This is a genomic window from Comamonas testosteroni (assembly GCF_000761245.1).
GTDB lineage: Bacteria > Pseudomonadota > Gammaproteobacteria > Burkholderiales > Burkholderiaceae_C > Comamonas > Comamonas testosteroni_C.
Window position 1 is genome coordinate 119893 of sequence record NZ_AWOR01000078.1, and the last position, 19463, is coordinate 139355.

Sequence of the window (19463 nt, forward strand, 5' to 3'; positions counted from 1 at the left end):
TCTCAATTCAGGAAAGCTGTGCCGCCAGGGCTTCGAATTCGGCGACCGGCACTTCTTCCGCGCGGCGCTGCAGATCGAACTCGCCTGCAAAGCCCTTGGCTTCCAGCCACTTGCCAAGGGTGTTACGCAAGATCTTGCGGCGCTGGCTGAAAGCGACCTGCACCAGCTCTTCCAGCAGCTTGGGATCGAGATCCGCAGGCTGCTCGCGCGGAATCATGCGCACCACGGCGCTGTCCACCTTGGGAGGCGGATTGAAGCTGCCAGGCGGCACGAACAGCACATCTTCCATGGCGTAGCGCCACTGCAGCATCACCGACAGACGGCCGTAGGCCGAGGTGCCGGCATCGGCCACCATGCGGTCGATGACTTCCTTTTGCAGCATGAAGTGCTGATCCTGCACCACATCCACCTGCTCCAGCAGATGGAAAAGAATGGGGCTGGAGATGTTGTAGGGCAGGTTGCCGACCACGCGCAGCTTGGCCACACCCAGACGTGCGGCCAGTGCACGGAAGTCCACCTTGAGCACATCGGACTCGACCACGTCGAGATCGTCGCGCAGACGCAGACGGGCCGCCAGGTCGCGGTCCAGCTCGATCACGGTGAGCTTGCCCAGGCGCTCGACCAGGGGCTGCGACAGCGCCATCAGACCAGGGCCGATCTCGACCATGGGTTCGCCCGCCTTGGGATCAATGGCCTGGACGATGTTGTCAATGATGGCGCCGTCGGTCAGAAAGTTCTGGCCAAAGCGCTTGCGGGGAATATGTTTCATGAATGCGAAAGCGGTGCCAGGGCACCGCTTGGAATGGGGGGAGCTCCGATGCCCGGTGCGCAATGATGACATTACCGGGCACTTCAAGCGGATTGAATGGGCTTATTGGGGTGGCTCGCGGTATTCCACAAAGGCCTTGCCACGCAGCTCCTTGAGCCAGGTTTCGTAGTCCTGCTCGGCCTTGCGCTCGCGCACCACGTTGCGCACCATCTCGCGCTGCTCGCGTTCGGTGAGCTTTTCCTGGCGGCGCTCGATCAGCTGGATCAGGTGCACGCCGAAACGCGACACCACGGGGTTGCTGACCTGGCCCGGCTGCAGGTTGTCGAGCACGCGTTCGAACTCGGGCACGAACTGGCCGGGCGAGGACCAGCCCAGATCACCGCCATTGCGCGCGCTGCCGTCCTTGGAGAACTCCTGCGCCAGTTGCTGGAAGGTGGCCTGACCGGATTCCACGCGACGCTTGTAGTCCTCCAGACGCTTGGCCGCCTGCGCTTCGGTCATGCCATTGCCTACGGTCAGCAGAATATGGCGTGCATGGTTCTGCGTGATGTATACAGGTGCTCCTGCCTGAGATTTTTCCAGCACCTTGAGCACGTGGAAACCAGCGCCCGAACGAAACGGACCGACGATGGCGCCTACTGCCGCATTGCCCACCTGCTGAGAAAACAGCTCGGGGTAATCGCTCATGGGGCGCATGCCCATGGCGCCGCCACCCTGGCCATTGGGCACATCCGAGAACTCACGCACGGCAGCGATGAAGTCGGGGTTCTTGCGCGCCGCTTCTGCCGCCTGCTTGGCCTTGGCTTCGCGCTCCGCCACCACGGCAGGGCTGGCATTTTCCGGCACGGTGATCAGGATATGGCCCAGATTGGCCGCAGCACCCGCCGCCGCATCTCCGGGGCGCTTCTGCTCTTTGAGATAGCGATCGATGTCGGCTTCCGTGACCTTGACGCGGCCATCCACATCACGCTCGCGCACGCGCTGCATCAGCATCTGGTTGCGGATCTCCGAACGGAACTGCGCTTCGGAAATCCCTTCGGCCTTCAGGCGCGACAGCAGACCGGCCTTGTCGGTATTGTTCTGGCGCGCCACATTGGCCACGGCCTGATCGACCGTCATGTTGTCAATGTTGATGCCCGTGTCCTTGGCTTCCTGCAACTGCACGCGCTCGACAATCAGGCGCTCCAGAACCTGACGGGCCAGCTCGCTCTGGGAGGGTAGCTGACCGCCCTGCTCGGTCAGGTTCTGCGCCACGCGCTCCATGCGCGCACGCACTTCGTTATTGGTGATGGGCTCGGAATTGACCACGGCCACGATGTAGTCGGCCGAGCGAACTCCCTGCGCGGCTGCCGGAGCCTGGCGCCCCGAGGGCTGTGCCGTGGCCTCCAATGCGCGCGAGACGGAGGAGTCACTACCGGCCTTGGCCTTGCTGCCGGGGCTCTTCAGGCCCTGGGCCTGCACACCGGCAGCCATTACAGCCAGTGCCACGGCAACAGCACATGCATTGGATGTCTTGGAGAAAAAACGCATGAAAAAAGCCTTGATTAATCGTAATTGGTAAAGCGGCTGGGCGGAGTCACCGCCTCACGCAAATATTGGTAGCGCGGCACATTCTGCTTGAGACTGGTGGTGGGGTCGGCACCAAAGCTCAGGCGCGAGAAGCCCACGAACTCCATCTGGAACAGCAGACGCAGATTGGACTGGATGACCGAGCTTTGCAGACGCTCCAGCACCACTCGGCCAATCCAGCAGCAACCGTCGTATTCGAAGCCGACCACGGTATCCACCAGCTTGTTGTCCTTGATAGAGTAGTTGAGGCGGCCCACGGCATACCAGCGGCCGCCGCCCTGACCGCGACCAGCGCCCAGATCCTTGCCCTTGTCACCCCAGAGGTCGTTGATGGGCCATTGCCAGCCCACATCCACCAGCTCGCTGGACGGCTTCTTGGTGACCGTATCCAGCTGCGTGCGGTAGCCGATGTTGAAGGTTCGATAGTTGCCCGGGCTGTAACGCGCCGTGGCCGTGGTACGGACCGTGCGGTTCAAGTCCTTGTTGTACTGGGTCGTGCCTTCCAGAGACCACTTGTCGGTCCAGTTGAAGGCCGCGCCCAGCAAGATGTCGGAAAGCTTGCTGGTGGCGGCCACCTCTCCGGGCAGCAGCACGCGCTGATCGGACAGGCGCACGCGCTGGGCCACAGCGAACTTGAGCTTCTCGGCGCCGCTTTCGGGGTCGATGAAGCGCGAAGTCGCGCCCAGGGTCACCAGATGGTTGTCGGCAATGCGGTCCTGACCGACATAGTCGTTCTCGGAAAAAATACTCGCGAAGTTGAAGTCGCTGCGCCCCGTGTCATAGAGCGGCAGCATGCTCTGGTCGCGATAAGGCGTATAGGTATAGAAGGCCCGTGGCTCGAAGGTCTGCAGCAGACTCTTGCCGAACCACGAGGTGTCGCGCTCGAAGATCAGGCCGCTGTCCAGGCTGAAGGTGGGCAGAGTGCGGTTGGCGCTCTTGCTGCCGTTGCTCATTAGCTGATCGGTCTGATACATGGCCGTATGCAGCATCAGCTTGGGCGTGATGAAGGCACCGGGCGACAGGAATGGCCGGCTCAGCTGCGCCTGGGCATAGCTGCGCTGGCCGTTGTTGCCCACCTGACCCGTGATGGGGCGAATCAGCTCGAAGCGCGTGGTGTCGGCCACCACGGAGAAATCCAGCCCATGCGGCAGATCCAGCGGCGTATAGCGGTACTGCAGCTGCGGCACCATGCTGTAGGGCGGCGCAATCGGCGAAGTCACATCCTGCTGCACCTGATAGCGCAGCACATTGAGGCTCAGCACCCCATCGCCCTTGGCCCAGCTCAGATTGGCCGTGCTGGGCAGCAGGCGCTGGCGCAACGCCACGGGCGCCAGGCGGAAGTCACGCCAGTAGTCACCGTCGCTGACGCGGTTCAGGTTGAGGTTCAGCCCCAGACCGCCAATCGGCGTGTCGAAGTTCGTTCGATGCTGCCAGGAATAGCCCCAACGATCCCGGTTGCGCAGATTGTCGCCCGGCATGTAGCTGGCATAGGTCTCGCCCGAGTAGCTGGGCTCCAGATAGCGGAACTGCCCCGTCAGGTTCACGCCGCGCTTGGTCATCAGCGTGGGCGTGATGGTCATATCGCGATTGGGAGCGATATTCCAGTAATAGGGCTGCGAGTACTCGATGCCGCCGAGCTTGTCCATGCCTATCATGGGCGGCAGCAGGCCCGATTTGCGCTTGTCCGAGAGCGGAAAGCTCATGCGCGGCACGGGCAAGACAGTCACGCCCTTGAACTTCAGGGACGCACCCTCGGCCACCCCCACCTCTTCGGCCATGTCCAGATGAATGGTCTTGGCCTCAAGCACCCAAGCCGGCTCCCAGCTGGCCTCGTCATCACGCTGGCAGGTGGTGTAGGTGGCGTCATGGACGACCGAACGATCCTTGTCGATAAAGTCCACGCGCGAGGACTCGCCATGGCCGCCCGTGGCCAGAAAGCGATAGTTGGCATTGTCGAACTGGCCCTTGAAGGCATCCATCTGCAGGTCCAGCGTCGAGCCCTCGTAGACATTGCCTGCCTGGTTGATGTGGACCGAGCCCACGGCGTTGATCCTGTCGTCCGGCACCGCATAGTCGAGTTTGTCCGCCCGGATCATGGTGTCGCCGCGGCGCAGCTCGGCCTCGCCATGGACCGAGGCCTTGATATCGGGCTGGCCGGACAGGCTGTCACCCTTGATATAGATGGGCTGCTGGTCGCGCACTTCCTGAGGATAGCTCTCCTGCAACAGACTGCTTGACTTGAGTTGCAGCGCGGGCAACTCGCCCGCAACGTTGGAGGAGGACGATGCTGTCGTTTCAGCCGACTGGGCATAGGCCTGCATGCCAGCACCCGCCCATGCCAGTGCCACAGCCCATGCCAGAGGACGAATCACCGGCCGAGCAGCCCCCGCACGCGTCGAGCGGGCAGGGCAGGCAGGTAGGAAATCTCGCGGATGGGATGGGGATTGCACGATGATCTTGAACGTCAAAAGCGCGCGTGCCCAGGCACACGTCAACAGAAAACCGAGAGCCTAGCACCACTGTCCACAGATGCGGCGGCATCGGTTTGTAAAATCCGATTATCCATGACCGCTCCTATCACCCCCACAGTTGGCGTTGCCTGGGCAGATTCTGCCCGCCACGCCGCGTTCGACGCCTGGCTGGCACCGCTGGCTCAAAAGCACCAGCTGCTTCCCGCAACCCTGCGCCCCGCTTCGGCCGATGCGAGCTTTCGCCGCTATCTGCGCCTGGATCGCAGCGATGGCAGCAGCCTGATCGTCATGGACGCGCCGCCCGACAAGGAAGACTGCGCGCCTTTTGCCAAGGTTCAGAGCCTGATGAACCAAGCCGGCCTGTGCGTGCCGCAGATTCTGGACTGGGACGCCGGTCACGGCTTCATGCTGCTGAGCGACCTGGGCGGCCAGACCGTCATCGAGGCCCTGAACCCCGAAAAACCCCAGGATGCCGAAGCCTGGTACCGCTCGGCCATCGAGGTGCTGCTGGACTGGCAACTGGCCTCCAAGGCCGGCAATACCGGCAGCTTGCCTCTCTATGACGAAGCCCTGCTGCGCCGCGAGTTGCAGCTGTTTCCCGACTGGTACATCGCCAAGCACCGCCAGTTCACGCTGGACGACAAGCAGCAGGCCCTGCTCGGCAAGACCTTCGATCAGATCGTCGCCCACAATCTGCAAGCCCCCAGCGTCTATGTGCACCGTGACTTCATGATGCGCAACCTGATGCAACCTGTGTCCAGCGGCGCGCCGCTGGGCGTGCTGGACTTCCAGGATGCCGTCTACGGCCCCATCACCTATGACATCGCCAGCCTGCTGCGAGATGCCTTCATCAGCTGGGAAGAGGACTTCATCATCGACATCACCATCCGTTACTGGGAAAAGGCCCGCAAGGCCGGTCTGGTGGGCGCCAACAGCGCCAGCGGCTGGGGTGATGACTTCGGCGAGTTCTACCGTGGGGTTGAATGGATGGGTCTGCAGCGCCACCTCAAGGTTGCGGGTATCTTTGCGCGCCTGACGCTGCGCGACGGCAAGCCCAAGTATCTGGCCGATGCACCTCGTTTCATCCACTACATCCGCTCCACCTGCAACCGCTACCGCGCGCTGGGCCCGTTCCTCAAATTGATCGACGAGATCGAGGGTATCCAGACGCAGGTCGGTTACGCCTACGGAAGAATGTAGATACACCCCCCTGAGCCGCTTGCGGCTTCCCCCTCTCTCTCGCTTCGCGGAGGGGGACGGCACCGGCGCGGCGGGGCGGCCCTTGCGCGGTGCCCCTGATTAGAGTGCGCCAGTTTTAAAGGCTGCGAAGCAGCTCTAACCACAAGTAACAAATATCAATTTCCCCTATGCCGCGCTATCACTGCCCTATTCCACTGCACATCGGCGACGAGCTGGACCTGCCTGCAGGTGCCACCCGCCATGTACAGGTGCTGCGCCACCAGCCCGGCGACATCATCACCCTGTTTGAGGGCCAGACCGGCAACGGTTTTACCGGCGGCGAGTTCCAGGCAACCATCACCCGCATGGGCCGCAGCGATGTAGGCGTGCGCGTGGACAGCCACAGCCCCGCCGAACGCGAAGCCGCACGTGCCGTGCATCTGGTGGTGGGCATGCCCGCCAACGAGCGCATGGACTGGCTGGTGGAAAAAGCCACCGAGCTGGGCGTTGCCAGCATCCAGCCCGTGATGGCGGCTCGCAGCGTGCTCAAGCTCAAGGGCGAGCGCGCCGACAAGAAGATCGAGCGCTGGCAATCGATTGCCGTCTCGGCCTGCGAGCAATGCGGGCGCAACCAGGTACCCGTGATTCATGCCCCACTGTCGCTGGCCGACTGGCTGCGCAGCAAGCAGGCGCCTGCGGCCGATGCAGCGCGTCTGGTGCTGTCGCTGCGCGAGGGCAATCAGCCGCTGCGCACCGCTGCGGGCAATGCGCATGCCGTCTGGGTGCTGCACGGCCCTGAAGGCGGACTGACCGCACAAGAAGAAGACTGGGCGCTGGAGCAGGGCTGGAAGCCTGCCAGCCTCGGCTCCCGCGTGCTGCGCGCCGAAACGGCATCTGTTGCCACCCTTTCCCTGCTGGCCCTGGAGTAAATCAATGAGCAGCTGTCACCTCTCTCTGGCCAAGCCCGAGTTTTATCTGTCGAACTTTCGCGTGGAGGCTCCCGAGTCTCTGCCCGAGGCTGTACTGACCCCGCGGCGCATGGGTCTCATCATCATCAATGCAGCTGCAGAATCCTCTGCAGCGCTTTTGGGACGTACGTTTGCAGCTCCCGAAGAAGGAGCACCCGCGCTGCCAGTGGAGCGAGTGCTGGTGCCCGCCAGCTTCGGCCTGGTGCCGCACTGGGTCAAATCCGCGTCTGACGGCCGCCTGCGCGCGCTCAAGCTGGTGACCGCAAAAATAGACAATCTGACCACGGGAACGGCGTTTCGCGATGCCTGGCTGGCAGGCCAGCGCTGCATCGTGCCCATGCAGGCCTTTCAGGTCGACGACCTGCGCCCCGGCAAGCCTCTGCCCACCCGCATCACCCGCGTGGACAACCAGCCCATGGGCGCCGCCGGCGTCTGGGCGCGCTGGGTCGGTGAGGACGGCGAGGTCATCGTCAGCTACGCCCTCATCACCATCAATGCCAATGCCCATGCGCTGATGAACCGCTACGGCCAGCCCGGCAACGACAAGGCCATGCCCGCCATCCTCAACGAAGGCGCATACGACGCCTGGCTCAATGCCAAGGTGAACAAGGCCAAGGAGTTTCTGCGCCCCTACCCTGCGGAAAAGCTGCGTGCCAACCCGGTGGAAAAAGGCCGCAAGCAGCCACCGCCCCTGCTGTGATCTTTAAGCCGCAGGAAAGCGCTGGTCCAGCCACTGCTCGAGCCGCGCAAATACTGGCGCGGCAAGTTCAGGGCTCTCGTTGAAGATCTCGTGATAGGCCGTCTCAAAGCACTGGGACTGCACCAGATCGCGTGGCGCCTGGGCGGCAAAGGCGGCGCTGCCGGCCGGGTTGACCAGCTTGTCCTCGCCCGCCCATAGCAGCAGCGTGGGCACGCACCAGGCCGGCGCCTTGGACAGCACATGGCGGCCGCCCTCGGCCATATAGCGCGCCAGCCGGGCGCTGATGCGCCGGTGCTGCAGCGCATCGGCGTCATAGGCCAGCGCCACTTCGGGATCATGCGAGAGATGGGCGGACTGCACGCCATTGGCCACGCGCAGATTGGGCAGCAGTCTGGGCAAGCTCGCCACCAGCGCCTTTTGCACCGCCGAAAGATGCAGGGCCAGCGCCGGAGAGGACAGCACCAGCCCATCCACATGACGCAGGCCCGAAGCGACAAAATCTGCAGCCACCAGCCCACCCAGGCTATGGCCCAGCAGCACCAGAGGCTGATGCTTGGGCATGGCGGCACGCGTGGCATCCAGCACCACCGCCAGATCGTCGAGCAAGCGCATATCGCTGGTCAGGCCGCCCTGGGGTCCGCCCGACAGGCCGTGGCCGTACTGGTCATAGGCCCGCACCGCAAAGCCGAGGTTGTTGAGCCGCTGCGCCAGCGCGGCATAGCGGCCGCTGTGCTCGCCCAGGCCATGAACCAGCAGCACCTGGGCACGGGGCTTGACGCCCGGCGCCAGCGGCCAGTCGCGCAGCGCAAGCTGGGTGGCGTCCGATGCGGCCATATGCAGCAGCCGGGGCGGATGGGTAGTGGAATCGGTGGGCGTCATGCACGATCTCTTCAGGCTGGCAAGAGCTTGCAGGATGCAGCCGCCACCAGCGCGCGTCAACCGTGGCAGTCCCCGGTCCGACCACGGAAACCGGCCATGGTGCCATCAAGGACGATAGCGCCAGACGCTTTGGGTACAAGCGCCAGCGGCTGTCTTCTCGATGCTTCCGTCAGGCCTGCGCCGGCTCCGTCTGATGGCGGGCCATGGCGGCGATCACCTCGGCCACCGAAGCCGTGAGCTTCTTGGCATAGGGCACATGGAGGAACTCGTTGGGACCGTGGGCATTGCTCTTGGGGCCGAGCACGCCGCAGACCATCATCTGCGCCTTGGGAAAGCCCTTGCTCAGCATGTTCATCAGCGGAATCGTGCCGCCTTGACCGATATAGCCGCAACCGGCGCCAAAGTGGGCCTGGCTGGCGGCATTGAGCGCATTCTCGAACCAGCCGTCCATGCCCGGCGCATTCCAGCCGCTGGAGCTGGACAGGCCTTCCCAGGTCACCTTGGCCTCATAGGGCGCGTTGTCCTCCAGCAGGGCCTTCATCTCCTGCACGCAGGCTGCGGCATCGACCAGCGGCGGCAGGCGCAGGCTGAGCTTGAAGGCCGTGTAAGGGCGCAGCACATTGCCGGCATTTTGCAGATTGGGCATGCCCTCCACACCGGTCACGCTCAGCGTGGGCTCCCAGGTGCGGCGCACCAGAGCCTGGACGGGATCGGTGGTCGTGGGCAGGGACACACGGGCCGAGCCACCGCAGTCGTAATGCGCCCAGGGAAAGCGCGCATAGGCATCCTCGCCCAGTATGTCTGCCGTGGCGCGGATCTGCGCCATGCGCTCGACCGGCACCTCGCAGTGAAAGCTCTGCGGCAGCACGCGGCCGTTCTTGCTGTCCTCGAGACGATCCAGCACCTGTCGCATGATGCGAAAGGACGAGGGCACCACACCCGAGGCATCGCCCGAGTGCACGCCCTCGGTGAGGATCTGCACCTTGAGCGTGCCGCTGGCCATGCCGCGCAGGCTGGTGGTCAGCCACAGCTGGTCGTAGTTGCCGGCGCCGCTGTCCAGACAGATCACCAGGCCCACATCGCCCAGACGCGGGCGCAAGGCGTCCACATAAGGCAGCAGATCGGCCGAGCCGCTTTCCTCGCAGGTCTCGATGATGGCCACAATGCGGGGGTGAGGCACGTTCTGGCGCTTGAGCTCCTGAATCGCCGCCACGCTGGCATAGACCGCATAGCCGTCATCGGCTCCACCACGGCCATAGAGCTTGCCGTCCTCGTATTTGGGCGTCCAGGGGCCCAGATCGCTGCGCCAGCCTTCGAACTCGGGCTGCTTGTCGAGGTGGCCGTACATCAGCACCGTGGGGCTGGTCGAGGCCTTCTCGGCCGTGCCTTCCACCTCGAAGAAGATGACCGGCGTGCGACCCGGCTGCTGAATCACTTCCAGCTTCAGCCCCGCCACTTTTTGCGCTTCCACCCAGGCCGCAGCGTTGCGCAGTACGGTGGCGATGTGGCCTTGCTGCTCCCAGTCGGGGGCAAACATGGGCGACTTGGCAGGGATGGTGATGTAGTTCGTCAGCTCGGGGACGATGCTCTGGTCCCACTGCTCGGTGATGTGCTGCAGCGCATCCTGTGGCTGCAGCAGATTGGTGGGAGTACGTGCGTTCATGGTCGGCTCCTTCAGTGACGGGGCTACGAGCCATGACGGGCTCGCGCCATGCCCGTGATTGTGCGCCAATGCCGGTGCCTGTGCCTGTGCTGCAGGCATTGACATGGCGGATCAGGGTTTAGTGCAATGCCAGCGCCCCGCGCTCCAATTGGAAGCGGGAAACCTCTTTCAGCAGGCTTTCGGCCTGTTGGCGCAGCCCCTCGGCAGCGGCTGCGCTTTCCTCCACCAGGGCAGCGTTTTGCTGCGTGGCCTGGTCCATCTGCATGACAGCCTCGCCGACCTGGGCCACACCTGCGCTCTGCTCGTTACTCGCTGAGCTGATCTCGCCCATGATGTCCGTCACGCGGTGAATGGCAGTGACGATCTCGTCCATGGTGTGGCCTGCCTGGTCGGCCAGCGCACTGCCGTCTGCCACGCGTTCCACGCTGGCAGTGATCAACGTCTTGATTTCCTTGGCCGCATCGGCGCTGCGCCCCGCCAGGGCGCGCACCTCGCTGGCCACCACCGCAAAGCCTCGGCCCTGTTCACCGGCGCGTGCAGCCTCCACGGCCGCGTTCAGTGCCAGGATATTGGTCTGGAAGGCGATGGCGTCTATGACGCCGATGATGTCGGCAATGCGCGAGCTGCTGGTGTTGATGTCCTGCATGGTCTGTACAACGCGCGCCACCACGGCACCGCCCTGCCGGGCCACTTGCGAGGCGTTCTGCGCCAACTGATTGGCCGTCTGGGCACTGTCGGCGTTCTGGCGCACGGTGGCGTTGAGCTGCTCCATGCTGGCCGCCGTTTCCTCCAGCGCGCTGGCCTGGCTTTCGGTGCGGGCAGACAGGTCGGCATTGCCCTGGGCAATCTCGCTGGATGCATGTTGCATCTGCACCGATGCGCCGTGCACGCGCTGAACCAGTTCGCGCAGCGCACCGCGCATGGTTTGCAGATCGGCCATCAGGCCCCGTGCCGCCATGTTGTGACCGGTATTGCTGAGATCTCCATCCGCCACACGGCGCAACGCCTTGCGCGCATCGGCAGGGTCTCCGCCCAGCTCGCTGCGCAGCGTGCGCACCATCACCCAGAGCAGCGCGGCCGAGATGGCCACGGCCAGCAGGGCCAGCAGACCCGACCACAGCTGCATGCGCTGGGCGCTGGCACGAGTGGCCGCATGCGATGCCTCGGCCGCATCGCGGGCCGCCTTGAGCTGTTGCAGCACGGCTTCGCGCAGCTTGCGCCAAGCCGGGGTTTCCCGGGTCTTGAGCGCGGCGGCAGCGGTGTCATAGTCCTCGGCCGCCAGAGTCACGATCTGGTCCTGCGCTTCGGACTGGGCCTGGCGCAAGGCCTGCAAGCTCTTGACGGCGACTTCCATGGCCGTGCCCTGCACGCGCCGGCTCAGATCGTCATAGGCCGCGTCATAGGCCCGACGGGCATTGCCCAGGTTCTGCACGGCCTGCCCGTCCGACGGATCCATCACGATATTGCGCAGTGCCTGGCCCGATTGCAGACCCTGGGCATACAGCTCCTGCAACTGCGCCACCACGGCCTGGTTGTTCCTCAGGTAGTCGTTGAAATCGGACTGTGTGCGAGTCAGCCCCCACTGGCTGCTGAGCAGCGCCAAAACAAACAAGGCTGCAGGCGCAGCCGAGCAAAAAATGAGACGGGAACTAAAACGCATGGCAAGGCGCGCACCGGCCGAAGCTTCGGTGCATTGATTCAGATCAAAAAGAAATAAGCGGTTGATTATGAATCAGATGCTTACATTTTTGCTTTGCGGCGGCAGCAGTAGCACCGCTTTGCCTCAGGAGTGCCACCCTCTCAAATTTAAGAGCTGCCGACTCTTATCAGACAATGAATTCAATGTGAATCAATATCCAATTCATTGTCCATGAATCGCAATTAGCTACAGTTTCAATAGCAGCAATCAGGCATGCTCGAAGTGGAACACGGCCGTTGTCGCCAACAGATTGGGCAAGCTTCTCACCACCTGACCGTTTTGCAGACCGAAGGAGTCGCGAATGCGCAAGCGGTTCTTGGTGGCCAGCACCTCGAAGTCCTTGTAGGTGCCCACCCGGATATTCGGTGTGTCATACCACTGATAGGGCAGGCGACGCGTGACCGGCATGCGCCCGCGCAGCACGGAGAAGCGATTTTGCCAATGTGCAAAGTTGGGAAAGGCAACCACGCCTTGCTTGCCGATGCGGGCCGTCTCCTGCAGCATCACCTCGGCATTGCGCAAATGCTGCAACGTGTCGATCTGCAGCACCACATCGAAGCTGTTGTCGCCGAAGATGGCCAGTCCGTCCTCCAGATTGAGCTGCAGCACGTTCACGCCGCGGCGCGTGCAGGCCAGTACATTGGCGTCGTCCAGCTCTACGCCATAGCCCGTACATCCGCGCTCTCGCACCAGGTGCTCGAGCAGCGCGCCGTCGCCGCAACCCAGGTCCAGCACGCGTGCGCCCTTGGGCACCAACTGGGCAATGGCTTTCATGGTGGTCAACTCGGTCATGCGGTGTCTCCTGCGCGCTCGGCGGTGTTCAGTTCTTTGGCAATGCCTTCAAAATAGGAGCGCATCACGCCCATATAGCGTGGGTCATCAAGCAAAAACGCATCATGGCCATGGGGGGCGTCGATCTCGGCATAGCTGACGTCGCGGTTGTTCTCCAGCAGCGACTTGACGATCTCTCGGCTGCGCGCCGGGGCAAAGCGCCAGTCCGTCGTGAAGCTCACCAGCAAGAACCTGGCCTTGGCCACGGCCAGCGCCCGGGTCAGATCGCCATCATGGGAGCGGGCCGGATCGAAATAGTCCAGGGCGCGGGTGATGAGCAGATAGGTGTTTGCGTCAAAGTAGCCGCTGAACTTCTCGCCCTGGTAGCGCAGATAGCTCTCGATCTGGAACTCCACATCCTGTGTGCTGTACAGGTAATCGCGCCGATCCGACGCTGGGCCGCCCCGAGTCGGGTCAGCCCCCTCTGGGGGCAGCGAACCATGTGCAGCGGGCAGCGTGGGGGCCCTGAGAGTGCGGCCGAACTTCTGGTTCATCACGTCATCGCTCAGATAGGTGATGTGACCGATCATGCGCGCGATGCGCAGGCCGCGCGCGGGCACCACGCCATGCTCGTAGAAATGGCCGCCGTTGAAATCCGGGTCGGTGACGATGGCGCGACGCGCCACCTCGTTGAAGGCGATGTTCTCGGCGTTCAGATTCGGCGCGCTGGCCACCACCACGGCATGGCGCATGCGCTCGGGATAGCGCAGCGACCAGGACAGGGCCTGCATGCCGCCCAGGCTGCCGCCCAGCACGGCGGCGAGCCTCCCGATGCCCAGGCGGTCCAGCAGGCGGGCCTGCGCATCCACCCAGTCCTCCACCGTCACCACGGGAAAATCCGCACCATAGGGCTTGCCCGTAGCCGAGTTGGTGTGCATGGGGCCGGTGGAGCCGAAGCAGGAGCCCAGATTGTTGATGCCGATGACAAAGAATTTGTCAGTATCGACGGGCTTGCCCGGGCCGATCATGTTGTCCCACCAGCCTTCGCTCTTGGGCTGGCCCTCGTAGCTGCCGGCTACATGGTGGGAGGCATTGAGCGCATGACAGACCACGATGGCATTGCTCTTGTCGGCATTGAGCTGGCCATAGGTCTCGAAGGCAAGGTCGTAGTCGGCGATGGAGCCACCGCTTTGCAAGGGCAGCGGCTCATCAAAATGCATGAACTGAGGTGTCGCGATGAAGGACATATGAAAAAACCCGGCATCGCTAAAAACGAGGCCGGGTCGGTGTACTGTCACTTCGCGGACGGGTCTTTAGCTGGATTTATAAAGCGCCCGCAAGCTTTGGCAAATCGGCGCGTGAAAAATACAGTGTACTGCATTCATTGCACCGAACTCAAAAGGAGCCTGTCAAGGCTGTCCAAGCCTTTTGAGCCTTGTTCAAATAGCTATGCTTTTGGTAGTTTCACACCTTGGTCAGGAGCGCCGCCACACCCAGCACCAGGAAGATCACGGCGCACACACGGTGAATCGTCTTGATCGGCAGCTTCTTGGTGATCTTCTCGCCAAACCACACCACCGGCGCATTGGCCAGCATCATGCCCAGCGTGGTGCCTGCCACCACCCAGTAATACGACAGAGGGTACTTGGCGGCCAGACCCACCGTGGCCAGTTGGGTCTTGTCCCCCATCTCGGCCAGGAAGAACAGCATCAGCGTCGTACCAAATACACCCCAACGCCCGGCGCCATTGCCGGTATCGTCATCGTCTAACTTGTCGGGAATCAGCATCCAGCCCGCCATGAGGATGAATGAAATCCCCAAGATCCAGCGCAGCACGTCGGGACCTAGCATCGTGGTGATCCAGTTGCCCACGGCGCCGGCCAGAGCATGGTTGACCAGCGTCGCGACAAAAATGCCGGCCACGATGGGCAGGGGTTTGCGGAACTTGGCTGCCAGTACCAATGACAGCAGTTGGGTCTTGTCCCCCATCTCGGCCAGGGCGACGATGGAGGTGGATATGAGAAAGGCTTCCATGATGGGGATAGACGGCCGGAGTTGCCAGAACGCATTGATCACGCACCGACTCCGGCCTATCTCTTCATAGGTTTTCTCGGTACGTAATCAATGGTCTCGACCGGTCGCACCACGCATTGCACGCTGTGCCGCATGCGCCATAGATCACGAGGACCCAAGTCTGTTGACGCATGCATCCGGCAGATGACTGCCGAACGGCCTACTCCCCAAAGAAAGTAGCCGTCATTCTACATGCTTAACCCTGTAAGGCATCTGCGTATTTGGATATTCAAAATTTTGTATTTCAGGGTAACTCCCATCAGGACAATGTTGTTACAAGCACGAAATTTGATCTTTTCGTAATACTACGGCTTCTCTTGTGACTCATAATGCTTGAGTCTTTGTCTGGAAAGCAATTTCTGGACGGGGCAAGTGCGTTAGCGTCTCTAATGTTGTCATCCAAGGCTGACTCCCTAGGGCTCCATCGCGTTTTCAAGTTTTTTCAGGAGTCCAGCATGGGCAACAAGCTTTACGTAGGCAATCTGCCTTATTCCTTCCGCGACCAAGATCTGCAAGACAGCTTCAGCGAATTCGGCACTGTGAACAGCGCCAAGGTGATGATGGAGCGCGACACCGGCCGTTCCAAGGGCTTTGGCTTTGTGGAAATGGGCAGCGATGCCGAAGCACAAGCCGCTATCCAAGGCCTGCACGGCCAAAACCGTGGCGGCCGTGACCTGGTCGTGAACGAAGCACGTCCCATGGAGCCCCGTCCTCCCCGTTCCGGCGGCTTTGGCGGTGGCTTCGGTGGCGGCCGTGAAGGCGGCGGCTTCGGCGGTGGCCGTGGCGATGGCGGCGGCTTCGGCGGCGGCCGCGGCGATGGCGGCGGCTACGGTCGTCGCAATAGCTACTAATCAGTTATTGCCAATAACAAAAAAAGGATCTTCGGATCCTTTTTTTGTTGCTAAACGTTAGCAACGCGGTTTTCGAGCATTTATTTTTTTCCTTGTTCTCCGTCATAATTCCTTTCTCGGGGCATTTCCCGTTCACAAGCGAATAGGTGTTCAGGATTTCTTTGCATGTTTTCCCATGAATATGCGACGGCCACCCTGAATTCGATCGCGCCCTTGAAGCATTGAGGAGCTAGGAGTTATTAATGGGCAATAAGCTGTATGTCGGCAACCTTCCCTATGGTGTGCGTGACAACGATCTTGAGCAGGCGTTCGGCCAGTTTGGAGCCGTAGCAAGTGCACGCGTCATGATGGAACGAGACACCGGCCGCTCCAAAGGCTTTGGTTTTGTGGAAATGGCCAGCGAAGCAGAAGCACAAGCTGCCATTCAAGGCATGAATGGTCAGCCCCTCGGGGGTCGCAGCCTCGTCGTGAATGAGGCACGCCCCATGGAACCTCGCCCCCCTCGCACCGGCGGTTATGGAGGCGGCTTCCGCAATGAAGGCGGTTTTGGCGGCGGTAATCGCGATGGCGGTTACGGTGGCCGCAGTGAAGGTGGCGGCTATGGTCGCGGTGATAGCGGCGGCGGCTATGGCGGTGGTGGTCGCGGCGAAGGCGGCTTCCGCAGCCCCTATGGCTCAGGCCCACGCCACGGTGGTCGCGGCGGCTACGGTGGTGGCAATAACCACGGCGAATGAGCTTCCTTTAGCAGCTCAGCAATAAAGGCACGATAACGTGCCTTTATTTATTTTTGAAGACATTCAAATGCATAGTCATTTTCCCAATGTCTTCCACTCAATCCTTTTTTAGATGTCTGGGCTTTCTGGTTTTCCCCAGAGTCAATCTATCCCATAGATAAGCAGGCAGCATCCGCATTACGCTGCCGACAATCCTCATCTGCCAGGGAATAATCGCATATCTGGCTTTGCGCTCGATAACCCGAAAGGCACGCCTTGCGAACTCCTCGGGCGAGAGCAGAAAAGGCATGGCATACGGATTATTCTTCGTCAACGGAGTGTCCACATAGCCAGGCAATAAACTGGTCACAGAGACCCCGGATTTCTGCAACTCAACGCGCAGACTCTCACAGTAAGCAATAGCTGCCGCTTTACTGGCCGAATATGCGGCATGGCCGGGCAAGCCGCGAATACCGGCCACACTGCAAATACCCACCAGACGCCCGGAGCCGCGTCGCACCATGGGAGCAATAAACGGCTGGAAGCTTGCAGCCAGCCCCATGGTGTTGCTGGCCAGCACCTGCTGCATGACCTCAAGATCCTCGCGCAAGGAGGTATCCACGCCCCAGCTGACACCCGCGTTGGCTATAACAACATCGGGCAGGCCCTGGCGCTCAAGACAGGCCTTCGCAGCACCGCAGATGCTGTCGATGTCCGTGACATCCGCGCCATAAACGGCGTAGCGGGATGCATCCATTCGCATGGACTGCGCCCACTGCTCCATGACTGTGGTGCGTCTTGCCACCAAGGCGATCGACCAGCCCAGCTGGTAGTAGTGCCAGGCCAGGGCCTGACCTATGCCGCTGGAGGCACCGGTGATGTAGACGAGTCCGGCCCCATGTCCTGCCATGGCTTATGGCTTCTGGCTAGGCTGGATGACGCCTTTGACCCGTCCCTGCATCTGCAGAATCTGATCAAGGTGCGCGTACTGCATGCTGTCACCTGTAAATCTGTCATTGCCACGGATCATGACCACAGACTTGTTGGTGCTGACGCGCTCGTCATTGGGCCAGATTTGCAGGAATTCGCTCTCCAGCCGCATGACAGGCAAAGCCTTCTGGGTTGCAGTTGCAGGTAGCGGCTCGCGCTGAATGACGGCCTGGCCGAACATCTGGATTTCCGAGCCATCGCCATTGCTCAATGCCCGGTTGGAGCTACCCACAGTCTTGCGTCCATCAGGCGTGAAGCTCAGCATGCGTGCGTCGTAGACTTCCAGCGTATCGGTATCGGGAAAGTGCTCACCTGTCGTGCCATTCAGCCGATTTTTGAGGCGGCCCGATGCTTCGAAATTCTTGATGACGAAGTCTTTGAGGAAATAGTCCGGATCGTGCCGCACGGCCTTCTCCGCGCCACTGACAATCGGCTTGGGAGCATTGCGCACCAGCCACCAGGTGCCCAGTGCCAGCAGGCCCATGATGAGCACGGGGAGGTACATCGAGGCCTTGTCGCCCACACGGCGCCATTGCCCACTCATGAGCCATACCCCGAAAGCAGCGCCGCATAAGCACCATTGGCGGCCAGGAGCAGATCGCAGAACTGCCGCACCGCCCCCTCTCCGCCATTCTTGGCACTGACCCAGTCCGCCACATGCAATGCCTCGTCATGGGCATTGGCGGGTGCGCAGGAAAAGTGGCTGCGACGCATGACGGGAAGATCGGGCCAGTCGTCTCCCATGGCGGCGGCCTGCGGCCATTGCAGACCCAGTTCAGCCAGGATGGACTCGGCAGCCGGCACTTTGTCCTCCGTGCCAAAGCGCGCATGTTCAATGCCCAGTTGCTTCAAGCGCAAACGCAGCGGCGCGGAGTCTCGCCCCGTCACCACGGCCGGCGTGATGCCGGCCTTTTGCAACATTTTCAGGCCATGACCATCCAGCGTATGGAATCGCTTGAGGACCTCACCCTCGCCCGAGAAGTAAAGGCCGCCGTCGGTCAGGACGCCATCCACATCGAAGAAGGCCACACGAATTCCCTGGGCCTTGAGCAACAGCTGTGGGTCCCATTGCTGGCGGGGTGTCAGAGCAGGTCGGTTCATCAAATCACCTTGGCACGCATCAGATCGCGAATATGCACCACACCCTGCAGGAGCTGGTTGTCATCGGCCACCAACACTGCGGTAATGCCATGTTCTTCCATCATGCGTGCCGCAGCAACCGCCAGCAGATCAGGCTTGATCGTCATAGGCCTGGCATGCATGACGTCCTGCGCCGTGCGGCTGCGCAGATCCACGCCTGCTTCCACACAGCGGCGCAAATCACCATCGGTAAAGATCCCCACCAGCTCACCGGATGCGTTGACCACAGCGGAGCAGCCCAGGCCCTTGGCACTCATTTCGCGCATCAGGTCCACGCTACTCACATCCTGGACAACCTGGGGCACATCGACACCACGACGCATCACATCGCGCACATGGGTCAGCAGGCGTCGACCCAGAGCTCCTCCGGGATGCGAGCGAGCAAAATCCTCGGCACCAAAGCCCCGCGCATCGAGCAAGGCCACGGCCAGCGCATCTCCCATGGCCAGCTGAGCCGTGGTGCTGGCAGTGGGTGCCAGGTTCAAGGGGCAGGCTTCCTTGTCGACATGGGTGTCCAGCACCCAGTCTGCATGCTTGGCCAGTGTCGATTGCAGACCACCGGTCACGGCCACCAAGGGCACGCCCATGCGCTTGATGGCGGGCAGCACGCCGGTCAGCTCATCGGTCTCGCCGCTATTGGACAGGGCCAGCACCAGGTCGTCCTGCGTCAGCATGCCCAGATCTCCATGACTGGCTTCTGCGGGGTGCACGAAAAAGGAGGGGGTCCCTGTGGACGCGAGCGTCGCGGCCACCTTTCGGCCCACATGCCCGCTTTTGCCCATGCCCATGACCACCACACGGCCCGGCAGCTGCAAAATGCGCTGAACCACCGCCGTGAATGCACCATTGAGGCGCGCCGACATCGCACGCAGGGCAGCGGCCTCTATATCCAGGGCCTCGCGGGCCAGGCTCAAAGCTCGCGGTGCGTCGATCAGACGCGAATTGGCAGCATCAGAATTCATGCCCGGATTTTAGCCAGCCCATGCTTGCCGGGCAGCGGGCAACATCCCTTTGGCCCGCATTTCAGG

The 19463-nt window shown here is 62.0% G+C and carries 18 protein-coding genes; 5 read left to right on the forward strand and 13 right to left on the reverse strand.

Annotation, left to right across the window (positions count from 1 at the left end; translation table 11 throughout):
- Positions 1-7: 7 nt before the first annotated feature.
- From rsmA to P353_RS22640, 3 genes are all read right to left on the reverse strand, one after another.
- A complete protein-coding gene (gene rsmA / locus P353_RS22630) occupies positions 8-769 on the reverse strand; it encodes a 16S rRNA (adenine(1518)-N(6)/adenine(1519)-N(6))-dimethyltransferase RsmA (protein WP_003072305.1) in 762 nt (253 codons plus the stop codon).
- 102 nt (positions 770-871) lie between these two features.
- On the reverse strand, positions 872-2299 hold the full coding sequence (locus tag P353_RS22635; protein WP_034374776.1) for a peptidylprolyl isomerase: 1428 nt from the start codon (positions 2297-2299) through the stop codon (positions 872-874).
- Positions 2300-2313: 14 nt separating this feature from the next.
- Entirely contained in the window at positions 2314-4659 is a 2346-nt protein-coding gene (locus tag P353_RS22640) for an LPS-assembly protein LptD (protein WP_232776842.1), read from the reverse strand.
- Between the two features lie 243 nt (positions 4660-4902).
- On the opposite strand from P353_RS22640, the gene P353_RS22645 reads away from it, so the two are divergent.
- The 3 genes from P353_RS22645 (at position 4903) to P353_RS22655 (ending at position 7656) form a co-directional block, all read left to right on the forward strand.
- Positions 4903-6009, forward strand: coding sequence for an aminoglycoside phosphotransferase family protein (locus tag P353_RS22645; RefSeq protein WP_034374780.1), 1107 nt, complete (start codon positions 4903-4905; stop codon positions 6007-6009).
- A gap of 167 nt (positions 6010-6176) precedes the next feature.
- Positions 6177-6917 carry a 16S rRNA (uracil(1498)-N(3))-methyltransferase gene (locus P353_RS22650; protein ID WP_034374782.1) on the forward strand — a complete coding sequence of 247 codons (741 nt, stop codon included), beginning with the start codon at positions 6177-6179 and terminating at the stop codon, positions 6915-6917.
- 4 nt (positions 6918-6921) lie between these two features.
- Entirely contained in the window at positions 6922-7656 is a 735-nt protein-coding gene (locus tag P353_RS22655; RefSeq protein WP_034374784.1) for an SOS response-associated peptidase, read from the forward strand.
- 3 nt (positions 7657-7659) lie between these two features.
- On the opposite strand, the gene P353_RS22660 is transcribed toward P353_RS22655, so the two are convergent.
- The 6 genes from P353_RS22660 to P353_RS22685 all read right to left on the reverse strand — a co-directional run bounded on the left by P353_RS22660 (position 7660) and on the right by P353_RS22685 (position 14702).
- Positions 7660-8535: an alpha/beta hydrolase gene (locus P353_RS22660; protein WP_034374786.1), complete on the reverse strand. Its 876-nt coding sequence runs from the start codon at positions 8533-8535 to the stop codon at positions 7660-7662.
- Positions 8536-8704: 169 nt separating this feature from the next.
- A complete protein-coding gene (locus P353_RS22665) occupies positions 8705-10198 on the reverse strand; it encodes a M20 family metallopeptidase (RefSeq protein WP_034374788.1) in 1494 nt (497 codons plus the stop codon).
- 118 nt (positions 10199-10316) lie between these two features.
- Positions 10317-11801: a methyl-accepting chemotaxis protein gene (locus tag P353_RS22670; protein WP_034375175.1), complete on the reverse strand. Its 1485-nt coding sequence runs from the start codon at positions 11799-11801 to the stop codon at positions 10317-10319.
- Positions 11802-12104: 303 nt separating this feature from the next.
- Positions 12105-12689 carry a methionine biosynthesis protein MetW gene (gene metW / locus P353_RS22675; protein WP_034374790.1) on the reverse strand — a complete coding sequence of 195 codons (585 nt, stop codon included), beginning with the start codon at positions 12687-12689 and terminating at the stop codon, positions 12105-12107.
- Positions 12686-13915, reverse strand: a complete 1230-nt coding sequence (gene metX, locus P353_RS22680) for a homoserine O-acetyltransferase MetX (protein WP_034374793.1) — start codon at positions 13913-13915, stop codon at positions 12686-12688. The genes metW and metX overlap by 4 nt, the downstream gene beginning before the upstream one ends.
- 217 nt (positions 13916-14132) lie before the next feature.
- Positions 14133-14702: a TMEM165/GDT1 family protein gene (locus P353_RS22685; protein WP_034374794.1), complete on the reverse strand. Its 570-nt coding sequence runs from the start codon at positions 14700-14702 to the stop codon at positions 14133-14135.
- Positions 14703-15196: 494 nt separating this feature from the next.
- Here P353_RS22685 and P353_RS22690 point away from each other — a divergent pair, with 494 nt between their 5' ends.
- Together P353_RS22690 and P353_RS22695 are read left to right on the forward strand one after the other, a co-directional pair.
- Positions 15197-15592 carry an RNA recognition motif domain-containing protein gene (locus P353_RS22690; protein WP_034374796.1) on the forward strand — a complete coding sequence of 132 codons (396 nt, stop codon included), beginning with the start codon at positions 15197-15199 and terminating at the stop codon, positions 15590-15592.
- Positions 15593-15834: 242 nt separating this feature from the next.
- Positions 15835-16326 (forward strand): RNA recognition motif domain-containing protein, encoded by a 492-nt coding sequence (locus P353_RS22695; RefSeq protein WP_034374798.1) that lies wholly within the window; start codon positions 15835-15837, stop codon positions 16324-16326.
- Between the two features lie 97 nt (positions 16327-16423).
- Here the strand turns inward: P353_RS22695 and P353_RS22700 are convergent, their stop codons facing one another.
- Genes P353_RS22700 through P353_RS22715 form a run of 4 tightly spaced genes read right to left on the reverse strand, consistent with a single transcriptional unit; the run spans position 16424 to position 19397 of the window.
- The gene (locus P353_RS22700; RefSeq protein WP_034374800.1) at positions 16424-17215 is read right to left on the reverse strand and encodes an SDR family oxidoreductase; all 792 of its coding nucleotides are present in this window, start codon (positions 17213-17215) and stop codon (positions 16424-16426) included.
- Between the two features lie 3 nt (positions 17216-17218).
- Complete coding sequence (lptC, locus tag P353_RS22705; RefSeq protein WP_034374802.1) at positions 17219-17839, reverse strand: LPS export ABC transporter periplasmic protein LptC; 621 nt, start codon at positions 17837-17839, stop codon at positions 17219-17221.
- Positions 17836-18396, reverse strand: coding sequence for a KdsC family phosphatase (locus P353_RS22710; protein ID WP_034374804.1), 561 nt, complete (start codon positions 18394-18396; stop codon positions 17836-17838). The genes lptC and P353_RS22710 overlap by 4 nt, the downstream gene beginning before the upstream one ends.
- A complete protein-coding gene (locus P353_RS22715) occupies positions 18396-19397 on the reverse strand; it encodes a KpsF/GutQ family sugar-phosphate isomerase (RefSeq protein ID WP_034374806.1) in 1002 nt (333 codons plus the stop codon). Before P353_RS22715 ends, P353_RS22710 begins: the two co-directional genes overlap by 1 nt.
- Positions 19398-19463 lie beyond the last annotated feature (66 nt).